This window comes from Actinoplanes sp. NPDC048988 (assembly GCF_043197815.1).
Lineage (GTDB): Bacteria > Actinomycetota > Actinomycetes > Mycobacteriales > Micromonosporaceae > Actinoplanes.
In genome coordinates, this window is sequence record NZ_JBICTW010000001.1 from 79,946 (window position 1) to 102,497 (window position 22,552).

Annotated in this window: 21 protein-coding genes; 10 read left to right on the plus strand and 11 right to left on the minus strand. The window is 71.2% G+C overall.

Going from position 1 to position 22,552, the window contains the following annotated elements; all coding sequences use genetic code 11:
- Window positions 1–58: 58 nt before the first annotated feature.
- The 3 genes from ACGFJ7_RS00385 (at window position 59) to ACGFJ7_RS00395 (ending at window position 4,413) form a co-directional block, all read left to right on the plus strand.
- On the plus strand, window positions 59–2,944 hold the full coding sequence (locus ACGFJ7_RS00385) for a tetratricopeptide repeat protein (RefSeq protein WP_392639884.1): 2,886 nt from the start codon (window positions 59–61) through the stop codon (window positions 2,942–2,944).
- A gap of 75 nt (window positions 2,945–3,019) precedes the next feature.
- On the plus strand, window positions 3,020–3,355 hold the full coding sequence (locus tag ACGFJ7_RS00390) for a helix-turn-helix transcriptional regulator (RefSeq protein ID WP_360241045.1): 336 nt from the start codon (window positions 3,020–3,022) through the stop codon (window positions 3,353–3,355).
- Window positions 3,352–4,413, plus strand: coding sequence for a PH domain-containing protein (locus ACGFJ7_RS00395; RefSeq protein WP_360241048.1), 1,062 nt, complete (start codon window positions 3,352–3,354; stop codon window positions 4,411–4,413). The genes ACGFJ7_RS00390 and ACGFJ7_RS00395 overlap by 4 nt, the downstream gene beginning before the upstream one ends.
- Here ACGFJ7_RS00395 and ACGFJ7_RS00400 read toward each other — a convergent pair.
- Both ACGFJ7_RS00400 and ACGFJ7_RS00405 read right to left on the minus strand, forming a co-directional pair.
- Window positions 4,383–5,120 carry an SDR family oxidoreductase gene (locus ACGFJ7_RS00400; protein ID WP_360241051.1) on the minus strand — a complete coding sequence of 246 codons (738 nt, stop codon included), beginning with the start codon at window positions 5,118–5,120 and terminating at the stop codon, window positions 4,383–4,385. The two genes, ACGFJ7_RS00395 and ACGFJ7_RS00400, sit on opposite strands and share 31 nt — an antisense overlap.
- A gap of 2 nt (window positions 5,121–5,122) precedes the next feature.
- Entirely contained in the window at window positions 5,123–5,908 is a 786-nt protein-coding gene (locus ACGFJ7_RS00405; RefSeq protein WP_360241054.1) for a TIGR03620 family F420-dependent LLM class oxidoreductase, read from the minus strand.
- 84 nt (window positions 5,909–5,992) lie between these two features.
- Between ACGFJ7_RS00405 and ACGFJ7_RS00410 the strand changes: the two genes are divergently transcribed.
- Entirely contained in the window at window positions 5,993–6,592 is a 600-nt protein-coding gene (locus tag ACGFJ7_RS00410) for a TetR/AcrR family transcriptional regulator (protein WP_360241057.1), read from the plus strand.
- On the opposite strand, the gene ACGFJ7_RS00415 is transcribed toward ACGFJ7_RS00410, so the two are convergent.
- On the minus strand, window positions 6,587–7,471 hold the full coding sequence (locus ACGFJ7_RS00415) for an NADP-dependent oxidoreductase (RefSeq protein ID WP_392639890.1): 885 nt from the start codon (window positions 7,469–7,471) through the stop codon (window positions 6,587–6,589). The genes ACGFJ7_RS00410 and ACGFJ7_RS00415 overlap by 6 nt on opposite strands.
- Before the next feature lie 120 nt (window positions 7,472–7,591).
- On the opposite strand from ACGFJ7_RS00415, the gene ACGFJ7_RS00420 reads away from it, so the two are divergent.
- Together ACGFJ7_RS00420 and ACGFJ7_RS00425 are read left to right on the plus strand one after the other, a co-directional pair.
- Window positions 7,592–10,078 carry a LuxR C-terminal-related transcriptional regulator gene (locus ACGFJ7_RS00420; protein ID WP_392639893.1) on the plus strand — a complete coding sequence of 829 codons (2,487 nt, stop codon included), beginning with the start codon at window positions 7,592–7,594 and terminating at the stop codon, window positions 10,076–10,078.
- Between the two features lie 37 nt (window positions 10,079–10,115).
- Entirely contained in the window at window positions 10,116–10,961 is an 846-nt protein-coding gene (locus ACGFJ7_RS00425) for an enoyl-CoA hydratase/isomerase family protein (RefSeq protein ID WP_392639896.1), read from the plus strand.
- A 122-nt stretch (window positions 10,962–11,083) separates the two neighbouring features.
- Here the strand turns inward: ACGFJ7_RS00425 and ACGFJ7_RS00430 are convergent, their stop codons facing one another.
- The 3 genes from ACGFJ7_RS00430 to ACGFJ7_RS00440 are packed head-to-tail and all read right to left on the minus strand — an operon-like array spanning window position 11,084 to window position 13,942.
- Window positions 11,084–11,812 (minus strand): FAD:protein FMN transferase, encoded by a 729-nt coding sequence (locus ACGFJ7_RS00430; protein WP_360243503.1) that lies wholly within the window; start codon window positions 11,810–11,812, stop codon window positions 11,084–11,086.
- A 32-nt stretch (window positions 11,813–11,844) separates the two neighbouring features.
- Window positions 11,845–12,330, minus strand: coding sequence for an FMN-binding protein (locus ACGFJ7_RS00435; protein ID WP_360241069.1), 486 nt, complete (start codon window positions 12,328–12,330; stop codon window positions 11,845–11,847).
- 13 nt (window positions 12,331–12,343) lie between these two features.
- Window positions 12,344–13,942, minus strand: coding sequence for a ferric reductase-like transmembrane domain-containing protein (locus ACGFJ7_RS00440; protein ID WP_392639900.1), 1,599 nt, complete (start codon window positions 13,940–13,942; stop codon window positions 12,344–12,346).
- 117 nt (window positions 13,943–14,059) lie between these two features.
- Here ACGFJ7_RS00440 and cbiE point away from each other — a divergent pair, with 117 nt between their 5' ends.
- The 4 genes from cbiE to ACGFJ7_RS00460 all read left to right on the plus strand — a co-directional run bounded on the left by cbiE (window position 14,060) and on the right by ACGFJ7_RS00460 (window position 17,664).
- The gene (gene cbiE / locus ACGFJ7_RS00445; protein ID WP_392639903.1) at window positions 14,060–15,253 is read left to right on the plus strand and encodes a precorrin-6y C5,15-methyltransferase (decarboxylating) subunit CbiE; all 1,194 of its coding nucleotides are present in this window, start codon (window positions 14,060–14,062) and stop codon (window positions 15,251–15,253) included.
- A complete protein-coding gene (gene cobM / locus ACGFJ7_RS00450) occupies window positions 15,208–15,993 on the plus strand; it encodes a precorrin-4 C(11)-methyltransferase (protein WP_360241078.1) in 786 nt (261 codons plus the stop codon). The genes cbiE and cobM overlap by 46 nt, the downstream gene beginning before the upstream one ends.
- Before the next feature lie 332 nt (window positions 15,994–16,325).
- The gene (locus ACGFJ7_RS00455) at window positions 16,326–16,979 is read left to right on the plus strand and encodes a cobalt-precorrin-6A reductase (RefSeq protein ID WP_392639906.1); all 654 of its coding nucleotides are present in this window, start codon (window positions 16,326–16,328) and stop codon (window positions 16,977–16,979) included.
- Window positions 16,980–17,178: 199 nt separating this feature from the next.
- Window positions 17,179–17,664: a hypothetical protein gene (locus ACGFJ7_RS00460; RefSeq protein ID WP_392639908.1), complete on the plus strand. Its 486-nt coding sequence runs from the start codon at window positions 17,179–17,181 to the stop codon at window positions 17,662–17,664.
- Window positions 17,665–17,681: 17 nt separating this feature from the next.
- On the opposite strand, the gene ACGFJ7_RS00465 is transcribed toward ACGFJ7_RS00460, so the two are convergent.
- From ACGFJ7_RS00465 to ACGFJ7_RS00485, 5 genes are all read right to left on the minus strand, one after another.
- Window positions 17,682–18,251 (minus strand): hydrolase, encoded by a 570-nt coding sequence (locus ACGFJ7_RS00465; protein WP_360241087.1) that lies wholly within the window; start codon window positions 18,249–18,251, stop codon window positions 17,682–17,684.
- Window positions 18,252–18,262: 11 nt separating this feature from the next.
- Window positions 18,263–19,630 carry an MFS transporter gene (locus ACGFJ7_RS00470; protein WP_392639911.1) on the minus strand — a complete coding sequence of 456 codons (1,368 nt, stop codon included), beginning with the start codon at window positions 19,628–19,630 and terminating at the stop codon, window positions 18,263–18,265.
- A complete protein-coding gene (locus tag ACGFJ7_RS00475; protein WP_360241093.1) occupies window positions 19,627–20,064 on the minus strand; it encodes a MarR family transcriptional regulator in 438 nt (145 codons plus the stop codon). Before ACGFJ7_RS00475 ends, ACGFJ7_RS00470 begins: the two co-directional genes overlap by 4 nt.
- A 105-nt stretch (window positions 20,065–20,169) precedes the next feature.
- On the minus strand, window positions 20,170–21,561 hold the full coding sequence (gene zwf / locus ACGFJ7_RS00480) for a glucose-6-phosphate dehydrogenase (RefSeq protein WP_392639914.1): 1,392 nt from the start codon (window positions 21,559–21,561) through the stop codon (window positions 20,170–20,172).
- A 30-nt stretch (window positions 21,562–21,591) separates the two neighbouring features.
- Window positions 21,592–22,551, minus strand: coding sequence for a helix-turn-helix domain-containing protein (locus ACGFJ7_RS00485; RefSeq protein ID WP_360241099.1), 960 nt, complete (start codon window positions 22,549–22,551; stop codon window positions 21,592–21,594).
- Window position 22,552: the final 1 nt, after the last annotated feature.

Here is a 22,552-nt window from a genome sequence, read left to right on the forward strand (position 1 = left end):
ATTTGCCCAGCTGAAACACACTCAGTAATGGCCTTGTTACACGCTGATGGGGGCACACGTGGAATTCGGCATACTGGGCACGACCGAGTTGATCGACGACGGAAAAATCGTCCCGTTGGGACCGGCGAAGCAACGCGCCATGATCGCGGTGCTTCTGTACCACGCGGGCGAGCCCGTCCGTACCGACGCTCTGATCGACTTTCTGTGGGAGCGGCGAGGAAACGAGGACCATCGGCCGACGCTGTATTCGCTCGCCAGCCGTCTGCGGTCCGTCCTGTCCGAGGTCGGCCTGGGCCGGGCACTCGTGCGCGTGCCGGGAGCAGGCGCCTATCGGCTCGACGTCGATCCGGGCACGGTCGACCTGCACCGCTTCCGGCGGAAGCTGGCCGAGGCCCGGCGCGCACATGCGCAGGGCCGGCCGGAATCCGCCGTCGAAATACTCGTACAGACCCTTCTGCTCTGGCGTGGCGATCCGTTGCCGGAGATTCGCGGTGCGCGGGCGGAGCAACTGCGCCGTTCGCTGGACGACGTCCTTCTCGAGGCCCACAAGCAGCTTGCGGAGAGCCGGCTGTCGTGTGGAGAGCCGCAATCCGTGCTCGAACAACTGGACGGCGTGATCCGCGAATACGACCTCGACGAGGCATTGGCGCGTTGCTGGATCCGGGCGTTGCGCGCGGCGGGGCGCCACGACGAGGCGAAACGGTTCGCGATGGCCTTCCAGCGTCGATTCCTCAAGGAAATGCGTGCCGAGCCGGACCTCGAGGTCGCCGCCGTGGCGGACCGGCCGCCACCACAACCGGTCACCGAACGAGTTCCCCGGTATCTGCCTCCGGACATCGCGGACTTCACCGGGCGTCAGGCGCTGCTCGACGAGCTGGAACAGCTGCGCGCCAACAACGTCGTCGTGATCACCGGAATGCCCGGCGTCGGCAAGACCACCCTCGCCATCCATTGGGCACATCGTCTCCGCGAGCGGTATCCCGACGGTCAGCTCTACCTCGACGCCGGCGCGTACGGGCTCACTCCCGCTCTCGACCCGCGGGATGGTCTCGACCGTTTCCTGCGGATGCTCGGTGTGCCGCTCGATCAGCTTCCCGTGACGCTGGAGCAGCGCCGGGACCGATTCGAGGATCTGATCGGTGACCGGCGGATCCTGATCCTGATCGACAACGTCCTGGATTCGGCCCAGGTCCGTCCGCTGATCCCCCGGTCCATGCACTGTCTGACGGTGATCACCAGCCGTACCCGGTTGAGCGGGCTGACCATCCGCGACGGAGTGCGGCCCGTGACCGCGACGCCGCTCGCCGAGGCCGAGTCCACGTCGTTGCTGGCGCGCATCGTCGGCCCTCGCGGAACATCACAGGCCGACGGTCTGCGGCAGCTGGCCCGGCTGTCCGGCGGCCTCCCCCTGGCGGTTCGGATCGTCGGCGAACACGTGGCGGAACGGCCCCGGGCCGGCATCGCGGAGCTGGCCGGCGAACTGAAGCACCGGCTTCTCGACGCGGGTGGCGAGGAGGATCAGGCGGCCAGTCTCGCCACGGTGTTCGACTGGTCGTACCAAGCCCTGCCGGACGAGGCCGCCTACGCGTTCCGGCGCGTCTCGCTCTACCCGGGAACGAGCTTCAGCCCGGAAGCCACAGCCGCCGTCATCGGCACGACGCCGCAGCGCGCCGAAGCCCTCCTGAATCTCCTGGCCAAAGCTCACATGATCAATCACGACACCACTCGCCGCTATCGCTTCCACAGCTTGCTCCACCGGTATGCGAGCGAGCGGGCCGCCGCCGAGGACGATCCCGGATTCGCCGAGCCGGAACAGCGAAGGCTGCTGGATTGGTATCTCTTGTCGGCGGCCAACGCGGTAGCGGTCATCGCGCCGGAATGGCCGGCGATGGGCGAGCTGCCGCACGCGCCGGAGATCCGCCCGATGGTCTTCGAAACGAGCGACGAGGCGATGCGGTGGTGTGACGCCGAACGGGACAACCTCAGCTCCGTCAGCCGGTGGGCTCAGGATCACGGGTACCACCGTCACGGGTGGCAGATTCCCGGAGTCATCCACGAGGTTCTCGAGCGTTTCGGCCGCCAGGAGGACATCCTGAAGCTCAACCAACGGGCCTTGCAGTCGGCCCGCCGGGACCGCCACGACGAGGGGCAGATCGGAATACTGAACAACCTCGGGGCGACCTACTTCGCCCTGCACGACTACGGCCACGCCGTCGCCGCCTTCCACGAAGCCCAGCAGCTCGCCGCGGCGGTCGGGCACTTCGAGGCCGAGGCCCTCTGCTCGCACAACCTGGCCTCGACGTACGTCAGTATCGGTCAGGCCTCCCGGGCGATCGACATCTACGACCGGGTCCTCGAGGCGTGCCGCAAGATGGGCAGCCCGGCCGGCGAGTCGGCGGTCCTGAACTGGCTCGGCACGGCCCGCCTACGGCTCGGTCAGCATCAGCGAGCGGCCGAGAACTTTCATCAGGCCCTCGCCATACGCGAACAGATAGGAGCCGACCGAGGCGCCGGCCAGAGCCACGGCAGCCTGGCCGCCCTGTATCTGGCGACCGGCCGGCTCCGGCCGGCGTTGCGGCACGGCGAGGCCGCACTGGCCATCCACCTTCGCGCACACGACGAGAGGGCGGAGTGCGACACCCTCATCACTCTCGCCGACATCCAGCGGGGCCTCGGGAGCTTCGCCGAAGCCACCCGGAACGGGCGGCGTGCCGTGCTGCTGAGCCGGCAGATGTCCGACTCGTTCCGGCAGGTCGAAGCCATGACGGTGATCGGGGAGACGCTGTTCGCCGCCGGGGATCCGGCATCGGCCGACCACCAGATCCGAATGGCGCGGCGGATTCTCGACGACCTGTCCGGCGTACGAACGGCACCTCTGCGGGAACGCCTGGAGACCGCCGAGCGGACCCTGCGGAGCGCACCCCCGGAATCTCGGGCCGGCTGACGATCAGAGGCGGCCCCGGTCGAGTGACCTGTCCGGGGCATGGGCTTATGCGGGCGGTGACCATATGATTACGGAATGAGCGGGCCGGAGCTCGACCTCACCACCGCGCTGGTTCTTGACGCCCTGTTGGACGGGTTCGACAAGAACGTGGAGATGCACGGCTGGCGGATCATGCAGCAGGTCGGGCGGTCGGGGCCGCGGGTCTACCGGTCGCTGGACAAGCTCGAAGAGTGGGGCTGGGTGGAAGCCCGCTGGGAGTCGCTGCGGCCCGGTGAGAAACGGCCCCGCAAGCGGTACTACCGGATCGCGGCCGACCGCGTCGAGGCCGCTCGTTCGAGGCTCGCGGCCGGGCGGGGCCGGGCCGAGCCCGCGCTGCGGCCGAAGTTCGGGTTTGTGGCGCCGGCGTCATGAGCGGCGTCGAGATTGTTCTCGGTGTTCTTCTCGGGCTTGTCGTCAATGAGACGACCGATCTGTCGCCGTGGCTGGGGCGCCTCTTCGTGCGCTGGTCGGCCCGTCTGCGGTATGGGGAGTCCGAGCTCGGGGCCACCCGCCAGGAGGAACTTCAGGCTCTGATCGACGCCCGCCCCGGGAAGTTGTTCAAGCTTTTCACCGGCGTCGGGTTCGCCTCGTCGGCTCTGCTCTTCCGGCTGCGGCGGCTGGTCCGGCCCGAGACGACGATCACCGACGCCCCGGTCTCCGATCTTTCCGAGCTCGGGCCGCGCCGGGTGCTCGCCCTGGAGGACGAACCGACCACGCTCATCGCCCGGTATCTGTTCCCCACCGAGCGGTACCGCGGCGAGTGGAAGCGGCACTGGATCTCGCCGGTGAAGTCGGCCTCCGTCATTCTGCTGTACGCCGTTCTGGGCGTCTGGGCCGTACAACTGCGGATCAAGCCGCAGTACGTGGATCTGTTCACGATCGGGATCTGCGCCGTGGCGCTGGTTCTGCTGCTCTGGCAGGTGCCGCGGTGGTATTTCGACCGGTTCACGCTGACCAACAAACGGATCATGGTGGTACGCGGGGTCGTCCGGCGGCGGGTGGAGATGCTGCCGCTGTTGCGGGTGACCGACATCCGGTACGTCCAGTCGCCGCTCGGTCGCGTGCTGGGCTACGGGACGTTCGAGAACAAGAGTGCCGGCTGGCGGCGGCCGCTGCGGCGGCTTCGGGACCTGCCCCACCCCGGCGAGCTCTACCTGCGGATCATCGAGGAGATGTACGAGCCGCTCGCGGTCGAGGCACGGCTCGGCCACGACGAGGACGACGAGGACGGCGGCCTCGAGGTGATACCGGACCAGCGCCGGCCCGAGGACGATCAGATCGGCGCCCTGATCCGGAGCATCGACGCGCTGGTCGAGGTGCTGCGGCTGCAGGCCGCCGCCCAGCGGCCGGCCGACGGAGCGACGGCCCAGGCCGATGAGGGCCTGGACCGTCAGGAGCGTCAGACCTGGCTGGCGCCACCGTCCACGTAGATCTCCGAGCCGGTCACGTAGGCGCTGGCCGGCGAGGCCAGGTACAGGACCGTGTCGGCGATCTCGTCGGGCGTGCCCAGGCGGGCCATCGGGACGCCGGAGGCGAGGCCCTTCAGGAGCTGGGCGGCGTCCTCGGGGGTGCCGGCCAGGCCGGACAGGCCGGGGGTGTTGATCGGTCCGGGGGCGATGGCGTTGACCCGGATCTTGCGCTCGACCAGTTCCGCGGCCCAGCTGCGGGTGAAGGAGCGCAGCGCGGCCTTCGACGCGGCGTACACGCTGAACGCGGGCGCGGCCTTCACGTCGATGTTGGAGCTGGTGATGATGACCGACGCGCCCTCGTTCAGGTGCGGCAGGGCCTTCTGCACAGTGAAGATGGTGCCGCCGACGTTGGTGTTGAACGTGGTGGCGTAGTGGTCCCACGTGATGTCGGCCAGCGCCGAGAACTCGCCGCCGCCCGCGTTGGCGTACAGGACGTCCAGGCCCTTGCCGTGCTCGGCGATGGCGGCGTAGACGCGGTCGAGGTCGTCGGGGTTGGCGACGTCGGCCTGGATGGCGGTGAAGCCGTCGCCGAACTCGTCCAGCGCCTCCTTGCGGCGGCCCGTGACGAACACGTGTGCGCCTTCGGCGGCCAGGCGGCGGGCGGCGGCGAGGCCGATACCCGCGGTGGCGCCGGTGACGAGAGCGGTCTTGCCGTCGAGCTGTCCCATGATCAGTTCTCCTTGACGATTGAAGCGAAAGCGGGGGTCGGTGAACCGAGCACGTGGAGCGCCACGTGGTCGGCGCCGGCGTCCAGGTGCTGACGGACGCGGTCGGCGATGTCGTCGGTGGTGCCGTGCGCGACGAGGGCGTCGATGAGGCGGTCGCTGCCGCCGGGCACGAGGTCGTCGTCGGTGAATCCGAGGCGGCGCAGGTTGTTGCGGTAGGCGGGGAAGCCGATGAACATGCCGACCTGGGCGCGGGCCAGGGCGCGGGCCTCGGCCGGCGAGGCGCCGACGACCACGGCCTGGTGCGGGGCGATCAGCGGATCGTTGCCGACGCGAGCACGTTCCCGGGCGACGTATTCGGGCGTCACCAGGAACGGATGCCAGCCGGCGGTCCGGGAGACGGCCAGGTCGACCATCTTCGGGCCGAGGGCGCCCAGCAGCAGGCGCTCGGCCGGGATCTCGAGCTGGTCGAGGTAGCGGCTCATCGACGTGATCGGGTTGCCGTAGTCCTGGCCCCGGGCGGCCGCGCCGGCCGCGTTGCCGATGCCGAGACCGACCAGCAGCCGGTCGCCGTGCCGCGCGAAGAACGTCGACAGCTCGGCCGGTGTCTGGCCCCAGATGTTCAGCACGCCCGTGGCGACCGTGCTGTTCGGCGCGGCGCTCAGCAGTCGCGCCACGGTGCCGAGAGCGCCGGAGCCGTCGAGACCGGGCGTCCAGAACGCGTCCCAGCCCAGTTCCTCGAGCTTCGCCACGTCGCCGAACCGCATGCTCCACAGTCCTGCCTGTTTCATCGGTGCCACCCCCTTCGTTGTTTTGTATCGCTCGGTACGGAATGACAGTAGCCCACTTCTGTACCAAGCGGTAGAGTGGGTGGTGTGACGGTGAAGACAAAGGGCCGGCCGCGGGCCTTCGACGCGGACGAGGCGCTGGATCGCGCCATCGAGGTCTTCTGGGAGCACGGGTACGAAGGCGCCTCGCTCACCGACCTGACCAGCGCGATGGGCATCAACCGGCCGAGCATGTACGCCGCGTACGGCAATAAGGAGCAGTTGTTCCGCCGGGCCGTGGCCCGTTACGCGGAGCACGACATGGCGTACGCGAAAGAGGCGCTGGCCGAGCCCACCGCGTACCGGGTGATCGAGAAGTTCCTCCGGTCCAACGCCGACGCGCTGACCCGGGCCGACCGCCCGGCCGGGTGTCTGTCGATCCAGGGCGGGCTGGCCGGCGGCAGCGACAACGGCGAGATGGCGCAGTTCCTGGCCGCGAGCCGGCTGGGCGGCGAACGGGCCCTGGCCGAGCGCCTGGCCCGCGCGGTGGACGAGGGCGACCTGCCCGCCGGCACCGACCCGGCGGCCCTGGCCCGCTACGTGATGACGGTCAGCGAGGGCAACGCCGTGCACGCCGCCGCCGGGGTCGACCGGGCGAGTCTGCACGCCACGGTCGACCTGGCGATGCGAGCGGTGCCGAACCTATAGCTCGAGGAGGGCCTTGGCCCGCAGCGAACCCGACTCCAGGCGGCGGTGCACGTCGGCGGCCTCGGCAAGCGGAACCACCACCTGCGTCTGCAGCGCGAGCCGACCCGAGGCCAGGCCGCTCATCGCCTCGTGCAGAGCGGGAACGACCCCTTCCGGTACGACGTCGGAAAGCTTCACCCCGAGCCCGGGGCCTCGCGGATCGGACAGCGTGATGACCCGCGACGTGCCACCGGCGAGCGCGATGGCCCGGGGCAGGTCGCTACGGCCCGACGCGTCGAGGACGGCGTCCACCCGGCCCGACAGTTCGTGATAGTCGATCGGCGTCGCGCCGAGACCCCGTACAAGATCGAAATCCGAAGGACGAACGGCGGCCACGACCCGTACGCCCCGGGCCACGGCGAGCTGGGTCGCGACGCGCCCCACCGAGCCGGCCGCGCCCAGCACCAGCAGGGTCTCCCCCGCGCTCACCGCCAGCTGGCCGAGAACCCGTACGGCGGCCTCGCCCGAAGCCGGCAGCGCCGCGGCGTCGGCCCAGCTCACCGAGGCCGGCTTCGGCACCCAGAAGTCGGCTAGAGCGAGGGCCGCGTAGCCGCCGAGCCGCGGCAGGAACACCGCGACCTCATCGCCCACCGCCACGTCGGAGACGCCGTCGCCGACGCTCTCGACCACGCCGGCCGCCTCGAAGCCGAGAACCGTGCCCGGCCCGCCCGGGAAGACCCCCTTGAGATGCCCGGCCCGGATGGCCAGGTCGGTCGGCCCGACGCCGGCGTAACGCACCGTCACCCGGATCTGCCCGTCGCCCGGAGCGGGCACGTCGGTCTCGGCGAGCCGCAACACATCCGGCGGCCCGAAGTCATCCATCACAAGTGCCCTGGTCATGGGCCGAGCGTAGGTCGGTCAGGAACGTTCGGCCGGATGTCCGGGCACTGTTGAGTCATCCCTGCGTCACGTGACGGATCACGCGTGGGAGCGTGCCCGCGGATCGGGTACTTTTCGACCGTGTCAGACCTGATCGGCCGCGACGGCGAGTTGGAGCAGCTCACGGCGCTGACCGGGCAGGCTGTGGTGCTGACCGGTCCGCCCGGGATAGGCAAATCGGCGCTGTTGGATCATGTGGCGCGGACCACCGGGTGGCGAGTGCTCACGGTAACCGGTGTGCCCGCTGAGAGCCAGGTCTCTTTCGCGGGCCTGGAGCGACTGCTCCGCACCGCCATGCCGGTCGATGACGTCCTGGCCGGCCGGGACCCGTACCGGGTCTCGCTGGCCGTCCTCGACCGGCTCGGCGCCGGCACGCTGCTGGTGGCCGACGACGCGCAATGGCTCGACGAACAGAGCTGGCAGGTTCTGGCGTACGTGGGACGGCGGCTCGCCGGCGCGGAACTGGCCCTGCTGATGGGCATGCGGGACGGCGCCGAGACCGCGCGGCGGCTCCGCGGCTCCGGCCTGCGCGAGATGCCGATCGGCCCGGTGACGCCGGAGGCCGCGGCGCTCATCGTCGCCCCGGGCCGGCCGGAGGCGGAACGCGCCCGCGTCCTGGCCGAGGCGGCCGGCAATCCGCTCGGGCTGCGCGAACCGGCCCGGCTCGCCGAGGCGTACCGGGTCATCCTGGCCGACCTGCCCCCGCCGGCCCGGCGGCTGCTGGAGGTGGCCGCGGTCGACGACCGGAACGACGTCGACGAGATCCTGCGGGCCACCGGCCTCGCGGCGGACGATCTGCAACCGGCCCTCGACGCGCGGCTGGCCACACTGGAGGGCCACACCCTGCGGCTGACCCGCCCGCTGGAGGTGGCCGACCGCCGGGGCGCCCACGCCGCCCTGGCCGCGGTGGTCGACGACCCCGAGCGCCGGACCTGGCATCTCGCCTTCGCCGCGACCGGGCCGGACGACGACCTGGCGGCCGCCATGCAGCGCGTGGCCCGGGTACGCGGAACCGCGGTGGCCTGGGAACGGGCGGCCGAACTGACCACCGACCCGGGACGCCGGGCCTACCGTTACCTGCGGGCCGTGAACACGGCCTTCGACGCGGGCGAGACTCGGACCGTACGCCGGCTGTCGCCCCTGATCGACGACCGGGTGCTCAGCCGGCCCGAACGGTTGTGGCTGAACTGGGCCAACGCCGGGGTCGGCGGGGACATCGAGGTCACCAACATCCGCCTGCTCACCCACCTCGAGGCGGCCGAGCGGTCGCTGGCCGAGGGCGACCTCGACGACGCGTTCGACGTGCTCAACGGGGTCGTCCTGCAGCTCTACCTCACCCCGCTGACCGCCGAGGTGCGGGCCGCCGTCGTCGAGTTCGTGCAGCGCACGGGCCTGGGCGCCGACCATCCCCGGATCGCCACGCTGCTCGCCCTGGCCGTGCCGCTCGAGTACGGCAAACAGGTGGTGGCCGCGCTGCCCGAGTTCGTCGCCGCGCCCCGCCCCGACTACCAGCTGGCCTGGGCGGCGCTGGCCGTGGGCGCGCTCGGCCCGGCCAAGACGCTGGCCGCCGACGCCGTCACGGCCAGCCGGTCCCAGCGCCGGATCGGCCTGCTCACCCAGACCCTGGTCACCGAGGCCTGGGTCGGCGTCTTCGCCAAGGACGCCCACCTGATCGAGGGCGCCGCCGGCCAGGCCCTGCGGCTCGCGGCCGAGACCGGCCAGCCCCGCTGGGCCATCGTGGCCCGGCTGGCCCAGGGCATGACGGCCGCGCTCCGCGGCGAGCAGGCCCTGGCCGAACAGATCGCCGACGGCGCCGTCCGGGCCCTGCTGCCCAGCGGCGCGCACGGCATGATCTGCCTCTGCCAGTTCGTCCGCGGCCACGCGGCGCTGGCCGCCGGCAACGGCGCCGCCGCCTTCGACCACCTGCTGCGCCTGTTCGACACCGGCGACATCGCCTACCACCCGACGGTGCGGTTCTGGGCGGTCGGCTCGCTGGCCGAGGCGGCGGTCATGGGCGGGCGGACCGCCCGGTTCGAGGACCTGCTGCCCAAGCTCGAGGCCGAGGAGGCGGCCACCGGTTCGCCGGCGCTGACCCGCGGGCTCGTCTACGCCCGGGCGCTGCTGCGGCTGCAACGCTCGGCCGACGACTACGCGCCCGGCGACATCGCGGCCGTGCTCCCGGCGCACCCCTTCGACAAGGCCCGGGCGGATCACGCGTACGGGGCGGCGCTGCGCCGGGACCGCCAGTACGTCCGGGCCCGGCCCTACCTGCGGGCGGCGGCCAGCCTCTTCGAGGCCCTGGGCACGACGGCCTGGGCCGACCGGTCACGGCAGGAGCTTCGGGCGACGGGCGAGACGGTACGGCGTACGGACGACCGCCTCACCGCCCAGGAGGCCCAGATCGCGGCTTTGGCCGCGCAGGGCCTGACCAACAAGGAGATCGGCGGCCGGCTGTTCCTGTCGCCGCGCACGGTCAGCACCCACCTGTACCGCATCTTCCCCAAGCTCGGCATCACCTCGCGCAGCGAACTGGGCACCGCCCTGGAGACGAACGACCAGGGAGTCTGACCGGTCCTTCGGCGGACGCCGGCGGCAGGCTCGGGCCATGGAACAGTTCCGCGTCACCAAGGTCCAGCCGTCGTACTGGCGGGTCACGTTCGGCAACGGCCCGGCGAACCTCATCGACCCGGACACCGTCGAGCAGCTGGCCACCCTGACAACGGAGATGGAGAACGACCCGGCGCTGACCGTCGTCGTCTTCCGCAGCGAGACACCCGGCTACTTCATGGCCCATTGGGACTTCCTGTCCGACACCCGGCGGGTGGTGGCCATGAAGCCGGGCCCCACCGGACTCCACCCCTATGTGGACAATTTCGTACGCCTGAGCCGGCTCCCGATCGCCACCATCGCCGAGGTACGGGGCCGAGCGCGCGGCGCCGGCAGCGAGTTCGTCCTGGCCACCGACATCCGCTTCGCCTCCGACCAGGCCATCTTCGGCCAGTTCGAGATCGGCGTCGGCTCGGTACCCGGCGGCGGCGCCATGGCCCGCCTGTCCCGCCTCGCGGGCCGGGGCCGGGCCCTGGAGATCCTGCTGGGCGGCGACGACATCCCGGCCGCCCGGGCCGCCGACTACGGCTACGTCAACCGGGTCGTCCCCGACGCCGAGCTCGAGGCTTTCACCGACGGCTTCGCCCGCCGGATCGCCGCGTTCGACCGGGTAGCGGTCACCGGCATCAAGAAACTGGTCGACGAAGCGACCCTCCCACCCGACACGGAGTTCGCCGAGGGCCTGAAGTCCTACTTCGCCACCGCCGGCCGCCCCGAACACCGCCCCTTCGTCCAGCTCTTGTTCAACAACGGCCTCCAACAACCCGACGGCATCGAACGAGACCTCGGCACCACCATCGGCGACCTCAGGCAATCACCATCCGCGGGTGGCCATCAGCGTTAGCGGCCGGCATGCCCATGGCCCCGCCGGAGGAGTCCGACATGGCGCGGCGACTACTGACTCTGGCGCGGCTGGTGTCGACGCACGATCACATCGTCTTCATCGGCGACTAGTGATCTGGGCGCTCAGACGGCGGCGGGGAGGTTGGCTGAGCTGAAGGCTCGGCCGTCGTCGGTCACCACGGCTGAGTCGTAGCCGTTGGCGGCCTGTTTGGCCAGCCAGGTTGTGCCGGGCTCGCCCATGGCCAGGGCGGCGGTGGCGTAGGCGTCGGCCCGGGCCAGGTCGGGGCCGACGACCGTGACCGAGCGCAGGCCCTGGGCCGGGCGGCCGGTGCGGGGGTTGATGACATGGTCGCCTCGCTCGTACGTGCCTGAGGTGGCTACCGCGCCGTCGGTCAGGGCGAGGACCCAGCTCAGTTTGCCGGCCTCCCACGGATGGCGGATGCCGACCCGCCAGGGGCCGCCGTCGGGGTGGTGGCCGCGCATGCGGATGTCGCCCCCGGCGTTGATGTAGTGGCTGGTCGAGCCCTTGGCCAGCAGGCGGGCCGAGGCCACCTCGACCGACCAGCCCTTCACGTAGCCCGACGGGTCGAGCGGGCCCGTCGCGTACGCGTCGAAGTAACCGTCCGTGTCGCGCCACAGGTCGGCGCAGGCGTCGAGGACGTGGCGCATGTCCGGGGACAGGTCGGCGTGGGTGATCTCGCCCCGGCGGAAGCGGCACACCTCGCTGTCCGCCTTGTACGTGCTGAAACGGGCGTCGACCTCGTGCAGCCAACCGCAGACGTCCGCGATCAGGGCTCGGAGCTCGTCGTCGGGACGATCGGGGGTCAGTTCGATGCTGACCGTCGTACCCATCACATGCTCGACGTGGCGCACAGAGCGTGACCCTACGCCTTTGCGGCGTCCAGCGCTGCCTGGAGGGACTCGGCGTAGGACTTGCTCGTGTAGGTGGCGCCGGAGACGGCGGCCACGTCCTTGGCGGTCTTGGCGCCCAGGGTCTCCTGTTTGAGGGCGGCGACCGCGGGCGGGTTGATGGTGGCGCTGTCGGCGGTGGTCGGGTAGGTCGCCTCGGCCGCGGTGATCTCGCCACCCTCGACGCGGATCTGGACCTGGACCGTGCCGTACGGGTTGGTGGCGCCCTTGCCCTTGTAGACGCCGTCCTTGAGGCCGGTCTTCGGCTTCGGAGCCGTCGTCTTGCCCGACTTGTTGCCGGCGGCGGAGGTGGAGGGCTTGGGGGCCGGGGTGCCGCCGGCCAGGTCGACGGCGGGCGGGGCGGCCACCGGGGCCGCCGGCGGCTGCACGCTCAACCGGACCCCGATGATCAGCGCCGCACCGGTCAGGGTGCCGACGGCGGCCGCGGTACTACGTCGCATCGGAAGAACTCCTCTAGAACTCGAACGGGTCCAGGTGCAGCTGACTGTCGGGGACGTCCAGCTCGCGCAGGGTCGCCACGGCCGCACCGACCAGGCCCGGCGGTCCGCACAGGTAGACGTCGCGGCGGCTCACGTCCGGGACCAGGCCGAGCAACCCGTCCGGGGTGAACAGCCGCTTCGGGCCGGGATCGTTGCGGGATCCGACGATGTAGCGGACCCAGGCGTCGCGCTGCTCGGCCAGGTCCTCCAGCTCGCCGCGGAAGACGAGTTCGTCCGGGCGCGAGGCCCGGTAGATCACGATGGTGTCCGGCGGCATGTCCTCGAGCAGGGCCCGGATCGGCGCGATGCCGCTGCCGCCGGCGATCAGCAGCGCGCGCCGGCGCGTACGGCGCTGGGCCGTGAAGACCCCGAACGGCCCCTCGGCCCAGACCGGCGTGCCCGGCTTCATCGTGGCCAGCAGTGACGTGTGCCCGCCGACGGCGGTCACGGTGAGCCGCAGCCACTGGGCGTTGGGCGCCGCCGACAGCGAGAACGGGTGCGACTGCCACCAGCCGTTACGGGTCAGGAAGCGCCACCGCATGAACTGGCCGGCCTGCGCGGGCAGCTTCTCCAGGTTCTTGCCGCCGATGTACACCGAGAACGTGCCGGACGCCTCGCCGACCACCTCGGCCACCTCGAAGCGGTGCCGCACGTTGAGCCAGAGCGGCTCGATCAGACGGCCCCAGACCAGCGCCGAGATGACCAGGGCGCCCAGCGCGGGCCAGAACACGGAGGCGAAGCGGCCGCTCAGGTCGGCGCCGGTCGCGACCTGATGCCCGTACCCGAGAAGAAGCACCAGATAGCCGGAAAGATGGATCAAGTGCCACAGTTCGTACGGCAATTTGGCCCGTGCCGCCCGGATCGAGATCAGGCTGATCAGGACCAGCAGGCCGGTCGCGACCGTGGCACTGATCATCTCGGGGAACGTGGTGATGATCGTCCAGCCCTGGTCGACCACGCCGGTGTCGCCGGTCAGCGCGTACCCGTACACGATGAAGACGATGTGGGCCAGCACGAAGACCACGAGCGAGGTGCCGAGCCAGCGGTGCCAGCGCAGCAGATCACGCGCCCCGACCCACTCCTCGAGCCAGGAGACCCGGCTCATCATCAGCAGCTGCACGAAGAGCAGGTAGCCGCCGATCAGCCCGGTGATCCGTCCGGCCGCGAGCATCAGGGTCGGCGTGTCGCTGACCGCGCCCGGCTGGGTGTCGAAGACCCACAGGGCGACGCTGGTGGCGAGCCCGGAGAAGAAGAGCAGGACCGTGAGCAGCCGGTTGCCGGAGATGGCCTCGGCCGGCGGGCGGTCGTCGGACATCGGCGGCTGCACCGCGCCGGTGGTCTTCCAGCCGGTCGGGTCGGTCTGCGACTCGATCAGGATGTCGCTGCGGCGGAACTCGTCGTCGGGCAGCCAGTTGTCGACCTCCCGCACGCCGTGGCCGCCGGACAGGCGCGGATCGTCGTCCTGCGCGCCCCACGGGTCGTCCGGGTCGGGCGCTCCGCGCAGATCGGCGAAATACTGCTCGTCCTCGTCCGGCACGTAGCGCTGCTGGAACGTGGGGGGTCCCTGCGCCATAGTCCTCACCCGTTCAGCGGTCCGACAAGCCGTCGGGAGGTTGTACGCACCCGGCGCGACCATCGCTCAACCGGATCCGGAAAATCTCGCCAGGTGGGGTCGCGATAGGTTCGGCGCATGCGCGACGGCAACCCCGACCTGGTCACTGTGGTCGGCATCGGCGCCGGCGGGTGGGACGACCTTTCCCGTACGTCCCGGAGCGCGCTCACCGAAGCACGGGTGATCCTGGGTAGCTCGCGGCAGCTCGAACTGCTGCCGCCCGCGGTGCCGGCCGAGCGCGTGGCCTGGCCGTCTCCGCTGGTACCGGCGCTGCCGGGGCTCTTCGAGGAGCACGCGGGGCCGGGGGTGTGCGTACTGGCAAGCGGTGATCCGATGTTCCATGGCATCGGGGCGACTCTGGTGCGGGTGCTGGGAGCTTCCCGGGTACGCGTGTTGCCGCATCCGTCGTCGGTGTCGCTCGCGGCGGCCCGGCTGGGGTGGCCGCTGGCCTCGGTGGAGGTCGTGAGCCTGGTCACGGAGCCGGTCGACGTGGTGCGCCGGGTTCTCAATCCCGGGCGGAAGATCCTGGTGCTGTCGCGGGACGCCTCCACGCCGGCCGCGGTGGCCTCCCTGCTTTCCTCGGCCGGTTTTGCGGCGGCCTCCGTTACGGTGCTTTCCCAGCTCGGCGGCCCTTTGGAGCAGGTCTCTTCCGATATTTCGGGCGCCGATCCGCTGAACGTGATGGCGATCGACTGCGGGGCCGGGCCCTCGTCGTCGCTCGTGCCCGGGTTGCCGGATTCGTCGTACGTCTCGGATGGGCAGCTGACCAAGCGGGAGGTGCGGGCGGTGACCATGTCCGTCCTGGCTCCGGTTCCCGGGGCGCTTCTGTGGGATGTGGGTGCGGGGTCGGGGTCCATCGGGATCGAATGGATGCGGAGTCATCCGTCGTGCCGGGCCATCGCCGTCGAGTCGCACGCCGACCGCGTCTCGACAATCGGGGTGAATGCCGCATCTCTGGGCGTTCCCGGGTTGCGGGTGGTGCAGGGCAGCGCGCCGGCCGCGCTCGAAGGGCTGCCGGCGCCGGACACGATCTTCATCGGGGGCGGGCTGACCCGCGACGGGGTGCTCGAGGCCTGCCTGGCGGCCCTGCGGCCCGGTGGGCGCCTGGTGGCGAACGCGGTGACCGTCGAGTCCGAGGCGTTCCTGGCCGCGGCGTACGCCGAGCACGGCGGTGAGATGACCCGGGTGGCGGTCAATCGGGCGTCGCCGGTGGGCGGCTTCACGGGATGGAGAGCAATGATGCCGGTGACCATCTGGTCGGTGACCCGATGATCCACTTCATCGGCGCCGGTCCGGGCGCGGCCGATCTGATCACCGTACGGGGACAGCGGTTGATCGCCTCGTCGCCCGTCTGCCTGTACGCGGGCAGCCTGGTCCCGGCCGAACTGCTCGAGGGCTGCCCGCCGGGCGCCCGCAAAATCGACACCGCCGGCCTCAACCTCGACCAGATCCTCGCCGAGATGGTCGCCGCCCACGCGGCCGGCCAGGACGTGGCCCGCCTGCACTCCGGCGACCCGTCGGTCTTCAGCGCCGTGGCCGAGCAGATGCGCCGCCTCGACGCGGCCGGCGTCCCGTACGACGTGACCCCCGGTGTTCCCGCCTTCGCCGCGGCCGCGGCGTCCCTGGCCCGCGAGTTCACGGTCCCCGAGGTGGCGCAGACGGTCATCCTGACCCGCACCGCCGAACGGGCCACGGCCATGCCGCCGGGCGAGGACCTGCACACGTTGAGCGCCAGCCGCTCCACGATGGTCCTGCACCTGGCCGTCCAGCGCATCGAGGCCGTGGTGGCCGACCTGATCCCGTCCTACGGCGCCGGCTGCCCGGTCGCGGTGGTGGCCCGGGCCAGCCGCCCCGACGAGCAGATCCTGCGCGGCACCCTGTCCGACATCGCGGCCCAGGTGAAGGAGGCCGGCATCAAGCGCACGGCGGTGATCGTCGTGGGGCCCGCTCTGACCGCCGCCCACTTCCCCGACAGCCACCTCTACTCCACCACCCGATGCCGAGAGTCCTGATCCTGGGCGGCACCACCGAGGCCCGCGCCCTGGCCACCGCCCTGGCTTCCGCGCCCTCCCCTTCGCCGCACCTCCCTCCGCCAACCTCCCCTTCGCCACGCTTCCATTCGCCGCCCTCTTCTTCGCCGCCCTCCTCTTCGCCGCCCTCTTCCGCGCCGCCCTCCTCCACGCCGCCCTCCTCCGCGCCGCCCTCCTCCGCGCCGCCCTCCTCCACGCCGCCCTCCTCCACGCCGCCCTCGTCCGCGCTGCCCTCCTCTGCGCCGCACGGCCCTTCGCCGCGCTTCCCTTCGCCCGCGGCCGGCCCAGCGATCGGCTCGCCGGCCTCGGCGATTGTGGTGATCACTTCGCTGGCCGGGCGGACGTCGGCTCCTCTGCTGCCGCCGGGAGAGGTCCGGATCGGCGGCTTCGGCGGCGTGGCCGGATTGGCCGGATATTTGCGGACATCGCGGATCGATGTTCTGGTCGACGCCACTCACCCGTTCGCGGCCGGGATCAGTGCGAACGCCGCCGCGGCCGCCGCGGCCACCGGCGTACCACTAATTGCTTTGCGCCGTCCCGGATGGGCCGAGAGTCCGGGCGACGAGTGGCACCGGGTTCCGGATCTTCCCGGCGCCGCCGCGCTGCTCCCCCGCCTCGGCCGCCGCGTCTTCCTGACCACCGGCCGTCAGGGCATCGCGGCCTTCGCCGACGTGGACGCCTGGTTCCTGGCCCGCTCGGTGGAGCCGCCGGCCCCGCCCATGCCCGCGCGTCTGGAGGTGCTGCTCGACCGGGGGCCCTTCACCCTGGACGGCGAGCGGCGCATCCTCGCCGGCCACGCCATCGACGTCCTGGTCACCAAGGACAGCGGCGGTCCCGGCGCCAAGCTCGCCGCCGCCCGCGAACGCGGCATCCCGGTGGTGATGGTCGACCGGCCGCCGCTTCCCGCGGGCGTGGTCGCCGCCACCTCGGTCGAGGAGGTCGCCGACCGCATCACCCGCGCCGGGTAACGGCCCCTCGACCGCTTCAGCGGGTCCGGGCAACGGTCCCCGACCGCTCCACCCGGGCCGGCTACGGTGCCCGGACTGCTTCGCCCGGGGCCGGGCAACGGTCCCACGACCAGGTGGGCGGGGCCGGTGTGGATAACCGAACTTCGATGGCCGGGTCAGCACGCTGGAGGCGCCGGCCGGATCGGCCGAGCATCGGGGCATGACTATTGCCGTTGCGCGCTCACGGCTCGGACGGGCGCTGTCAGCCGCCGGCCGCGACTCCGTCTACTGCTTGACGCTTCTTCCCCGGTCGGTCGCCGCAGTGGTGACGGGACGGCCCCGCGGGCGAGCGGCGGCGTTCGGCTACGGCGTGCTGAGTGTCCTGCTCGGTGTGGCGGCGCTCGTCCCGCTCGGCGTCGAGCTGCTGGGGGTGCTCCGCGGATTGCTGTACGGGCTGGTCGACCACGGCCCGTACGACAATTCCTGGGGTGGGCCGACCCGCGCCGGCGCCTGGCTGGCCCACTTCGCCGCCGGAATCCCGATCACCGCTGTGGCGGCGCTGGCCCTGGTCGGGATCGCCGCCGTGCACCGGCGACTGACCGCCGGGCTGGCCGGCCGCCCCCGCGAACCCTGGGTGATCCCCGTGGCCGTGTTGGCGCCGGTGCCGGCGATCGTCTTCTTCATCGCCTGGCTGCACCAGATTTGATGCGGGGCCGGGCCTGGTCAGGCGAGCAGGGCGAGGATTTCGGCGGTGGTGCCGGTTTCGGCGAGGCGGGGGAAGATCTTCTCGATGCTGTTGCGGTGGGTGCCGGGGTCGAGGTCGCTCACCGCGTCGGTGGCGATGGTGACCTGGTAGCCGTGCTCGTGGGCGGCCCGGGCCGTCGACTCGACGCCGATGCTGGTGGCAATGCCGGTGAGGACGACCTGGGTGATGCCGCGGCGGCGCAGCTGGAGGTCCAGGTCGGTGCCGTAGAAGGCGCCCCAGTTGCGCTTGGTGACGATGATGTCGTCGCCCTTGGTGAGGTCGTCGACGATGTGGTCCCAGCCCTCGGGGCGGGGGCCGGCCGGGCGGGAGGTGTCGGTGCGGGCGCGGAGCGAGTCGGCGCCGTCGGGGCGGCCGGTGACGCGTACGAGAATGACGGGAAGGTTTTTCTCGCGGAACGCGGACGCCAGCGAAGCGGTACGGGCGACCACGTCGGCCGCCGAGTGCGGGGTGACCGGGGCGGTGACGATGCCGCGCTGCAGGTCGACGACCACGAGCGCGGTCTTCGGGTCGAGGGTGGTGACGGGCATGGTGGTGCCTTTCAGGACGGGGATCGGGTGCCGACGCGCGACAGCGAGCGGTCGGCCAGAACGAGGATGAGCATCAGGACGGCCACGACGGACAGGAAGATCGCCAGGCCGTGCAGGCCGGACGTGTCGGCGCCGTGCTTGAAGTAGATGCCGGTGGCGGCCGAGGACACCATCGCGCCGAGGTAACTGAAAGTGCGCAGCAGGCCGGACGCCGCTCCGATGCGTGATGGGTCGGCCTGGTAGTAGAGGGCGTTCTGATTTGCCAGGTTGTTCAGACCCTGCGGAAGGCCGCAGATCAGCGTCACCAGGACCGGCAGCCAGAGCGGGCTGTCCGCGTTCAGTGTGAGCATCAGGACGCTCACCACGAGCTGACCCAGACCACCAACGATCAATTTCGGTCGGTACGCCTTCCGGCGCCCCGTCACACCCGAAATCACGATGGCGAACAGGGACATCGGCAGCAGGACCAGACCGGCGTGCGAGGCGCTCAGTCCGCGTCCCGCTTCCAGCCACTGGGTGAAGCCGTACAGAATGGCGTAGGAAGCCGTCTGGGCGAACAGCGCACGCACATAGGTCGCGATCAGCGGCCCGTTGCCGCCGAGGACGCGCAGGTCGAGAAAAGGGTCGGCGGCGCGCAGTTCCCGCCAGGCGAATCCGGCCGCGCACAGGGCCATGACGGCCAGCAGCCAGAGGTCATCGAGCGCCGGATCCATCAGATACAGCATCAGCGCGGTCAATGTCGCGGCGAACAGGCCGATACCGAGGAAGTCGAGACGGGTGGCCGGCGGCTCACCGGTGAAACGCGGCAGGCGCAGCAGTCCGAACACGACACAGGCGAGCGCGAGCGGAATGTTGACCGCGAAGATCGAGCGCCATCCGCCCAGCCCGATGAGGAGGCCGCCGAAGGTGGGACCGATGACGATGATCGTCTGAGCCGAGACGGCGAGCGCGGTGAGGACGCCGCCGGGGCTGTCTTTTCCCGTACGCCGGGATTCGCTCCTGATCAGATACATCGCGGCCGGATAGCCCGCGCAAGTACCGAGACCGAGCAGCACGCGGGAAACGATGAGCACACCGAGGTCAGGGGCGAGGAGGCCGAGGACGCCGGCTATTCCGACCAGGGCGCTGCCGGCGAGATAGAGATTGCGGGGGCCGTACCGGTCGACGAGCTTGCCGACCACCGGCTGCCCGGTGGCGGTGGCCAGATAGAGCGCCGAGACGAGCCACGCCGTTTCGGACGGCGAGGCGCCGAGCGCCAGGCCGATCGGGACCAGCGCCACCGCGATCATCGACGAGTTGATCGGATTGAGGATCGAGCCGAGCACCATGGGCGCTATCAGGCGCCGATCAAAAGCGGTCTCGGCGGTGGCTACCGTCATCGATCGGCCAGTCGATCAAGCAGCGCGAGCGCCGCGATGATCGTCTGACGCTCGTCCTCGGTGAAGTCGTCGGTGAGCGCGCGGGCCATCCACTCCTCACGCGCTTGCCGCGAGACGCCGATCCGCTCGCGGCCGAGGTCACTCAGGGAGATCAGCTGCTTGCGCCCGTCGGCCGGATCCGGCGTACGCGTGACGAGCCCGGCCTGCTCGATCGCGGCGATCGTGGCCGCCATCGACTGTGGGCGCACCTGCTCGGCCGCGGCCAGCGCGGATGAGGAGGCCGGCCCGCCCTTGTCGAGGCGGCTCAGAACCGAGGTCTGCGAGGGGGTGAGCTCGTCGAGTTTCGCCACTTCCCGAAGCCGCCGCCGCAACCGGCTGAAGACGACCCGCACCTCGGTGGCCGCGTGCGCCGCCGATTCCGGGATGTCTGTCATGGCTCCCACCGTAATGTCGTCAGGTCAGACTGACAAGTTTGGCCTGAAGACATTTCGGGCGGATGGATGTGGCCGGAGCGGAACGAATCCGCGACGAGAACTCTGTCAGGAGCCCAGCAGCCAGGGCGCCAGCTTGCGGGCCTGGGCCGGACCCCACGACCCCTGGGCGTAGGCGGCCGGTGCCGGTGGCGCGTCCAGCAGGGGGCCGATCGTCTTCCACGTCGCGCTCAGGCCGTCCGGGCGGGTGAACAGGGAACGGTCGCCCAGCAGGACGTCGTGGATCAGGCGGACGTACGGGGGCAGCGGCTCCGCCTGCGGCAGTTCGGACAGCGGCAGCCGCACGCTCCCCGGATCGAGTTCCAGGGCCACCCCCGGCCTCTTGACCAGCAGGGACAGGTCGATCGCGCCGTCGCCCGCCAGGTCGAACGTCAGCACGTTCGACTGGGACGGCAGGGAGGCGAACGGGCCCGCCGGCCTCTTCAGCACCAGGCTCACCACCTGCCTGCTTTCGGCCAGCCTCTTTCCCGTACGCAGCAGGAACGGCACGCCGCGCCAGCGCGGGTTGTCGATCCACAGCTTGGCCGCCACGTACGTGTCCGTCTTCGATCCTCGCTTGACGCCCTTGATGGACTTGTAGCCCGTGTACTGGCCCAGCACCACCTCGGCCGGGTCGATCGGGCGGAACGCGCGGATCACCTTCTCCCTCGCGGTCTGCAGGTCGGCCGCGCCCAGGCTGGCCGGTGGTTCCATCGCCACCTCGGCCGCCACCTGGAACAGGTGGGTGACCAGCATGTCGAGCACGGCGCCGGTCGCGTCGTAGAAGCCCGCCCGGTCCTCCACGCCCAGCGTCTCGGGAACGTCGATCTGCACGCTCTCGATGTGGTCGCGGTTCCACAGCGCGGCCAACGCCTCGTTCGCGAAGCGGGCCACGTGCAGGTTCTGTGTGGCCTCCTTGCCCAGGAAGTGGTCGATCCGGTAGACCTGCTCCTCCTTCAGCACCCGGTGCACGAGCCGGTTGAGGGAGCGGAAAGACGAGGGCGAGGTCCCGTACGGCTTCTCGTAGACCACCCGCGCCCCGTCGGCGAGCCCGTGTTTCCCGAGCGCCTCGGTGGTCTCCGGGAATGCCACCGGCGGGATCGCCAGGTAGTGGACGAGCTGCGCCGACGAGCCCAGCGACGATCGGGCGTCGGCGATGACGTCGAGCAGGCTGCCCGGGTCGTCGCTGTTGAAGCCGCCGCCGGCGAAGCGCAGCCGGGACGCGAACTCCTTCCACGGCCCCTTGGCCGGCGCCGGGCCGAACTCGGTCAGCGCGTCGTGGACGTGCTTGCGGAAGTTCTCGTGGGTGACGTCGCCGCGGCCGTTGCCGACCAGGATCCAGTCGTCGGGGAGCAGCCCTTCGGCCGCGAGCGTGTAGAAGGCCGGCAGCACCATCCGCCGGGCCAGGTCACCGGTGGCTCCGAAGAGCACGAACAGCGTGGGGCCGGGAGTCTTCGCCATGACCGGGCGTTTGCCCGCGCCGGCAGGTAATCACACCGGCTGTGACGACCGGAACGTTCCCCGGTAGGCCTGCGGGGTCGTGCTCAGCCGTTGCGCGAAGTGGTGGCGCAGGGTGGCCGCGCTGCCGAAGCCGGTCCGGTCGGCGACCACGTCGACGCCGAGGTCGGACTCCTCGAGCAGGCGGCGGGCGAGCAGCAGGCGCTGGCCGGTGAGCCAGTCGTGCGGGGTCACGCCGGTCTCCTCCCGGAATTTGCGGGCGAAGGTACGCGGGGCCATGTGCGCCAGGTCGGCCATGGTGTCGACCGTGTGCGGCTGGTCGAGGGTTTCCATCACCGCGGTCAGCACCGGCTGCATGGTGGCGCACTCGACCGGCTTGAGCGGGGTTTCGATGTACTGCGCCTGGCCGCCGTCGCGGTGGGGGGGCACGACCATGCGCCGGGCCAGCATGGTGGCGACCGCGCTGCCGTGTTCCTGGCGGATCAGGTGGAGGCCGGCGTCGATGCTGGCGGCCGTGCCGGCGCTGGTGAGCACGCGCCCGTCCTGCACGTAGAGCACGTCGGCGTCGACGATCGCGGACGGGAACTGCCGGGCCAGCCGTTCCGTGTGCAGCCAGTGGGTGGTGCAGCGGCGGCCGTCGAGCAGCCCGGCCGCGCCGAGCGCGAACGCGCTGGTGCAGACGCTCATCACCCACGCACCCCGGTCGTACGCGGAGCGCAGGGCCGCGCTGACCGACTCGGGCGGCCCGTACCAGGGATTGTCGAAGGGGGCGACCACGACCAGGTCGGCGGCTTCCGTACGGGAAAGGTCGTGTTTGACGGCGACGTCGAAGCCGGACCGGCTGGGCACCGGGGCGCCGTCGATCGAGCAGACGGCGAAGTCGTAGGTGGGCAGGCCGTCGGCCGAGCGGTCGTAGCCGAACAGTTCACAGAGGACGCCCAGCTCGAACGGGGCGACGTCGGGCAGGGCGATCACGGCCACGTTGCGCAGCATG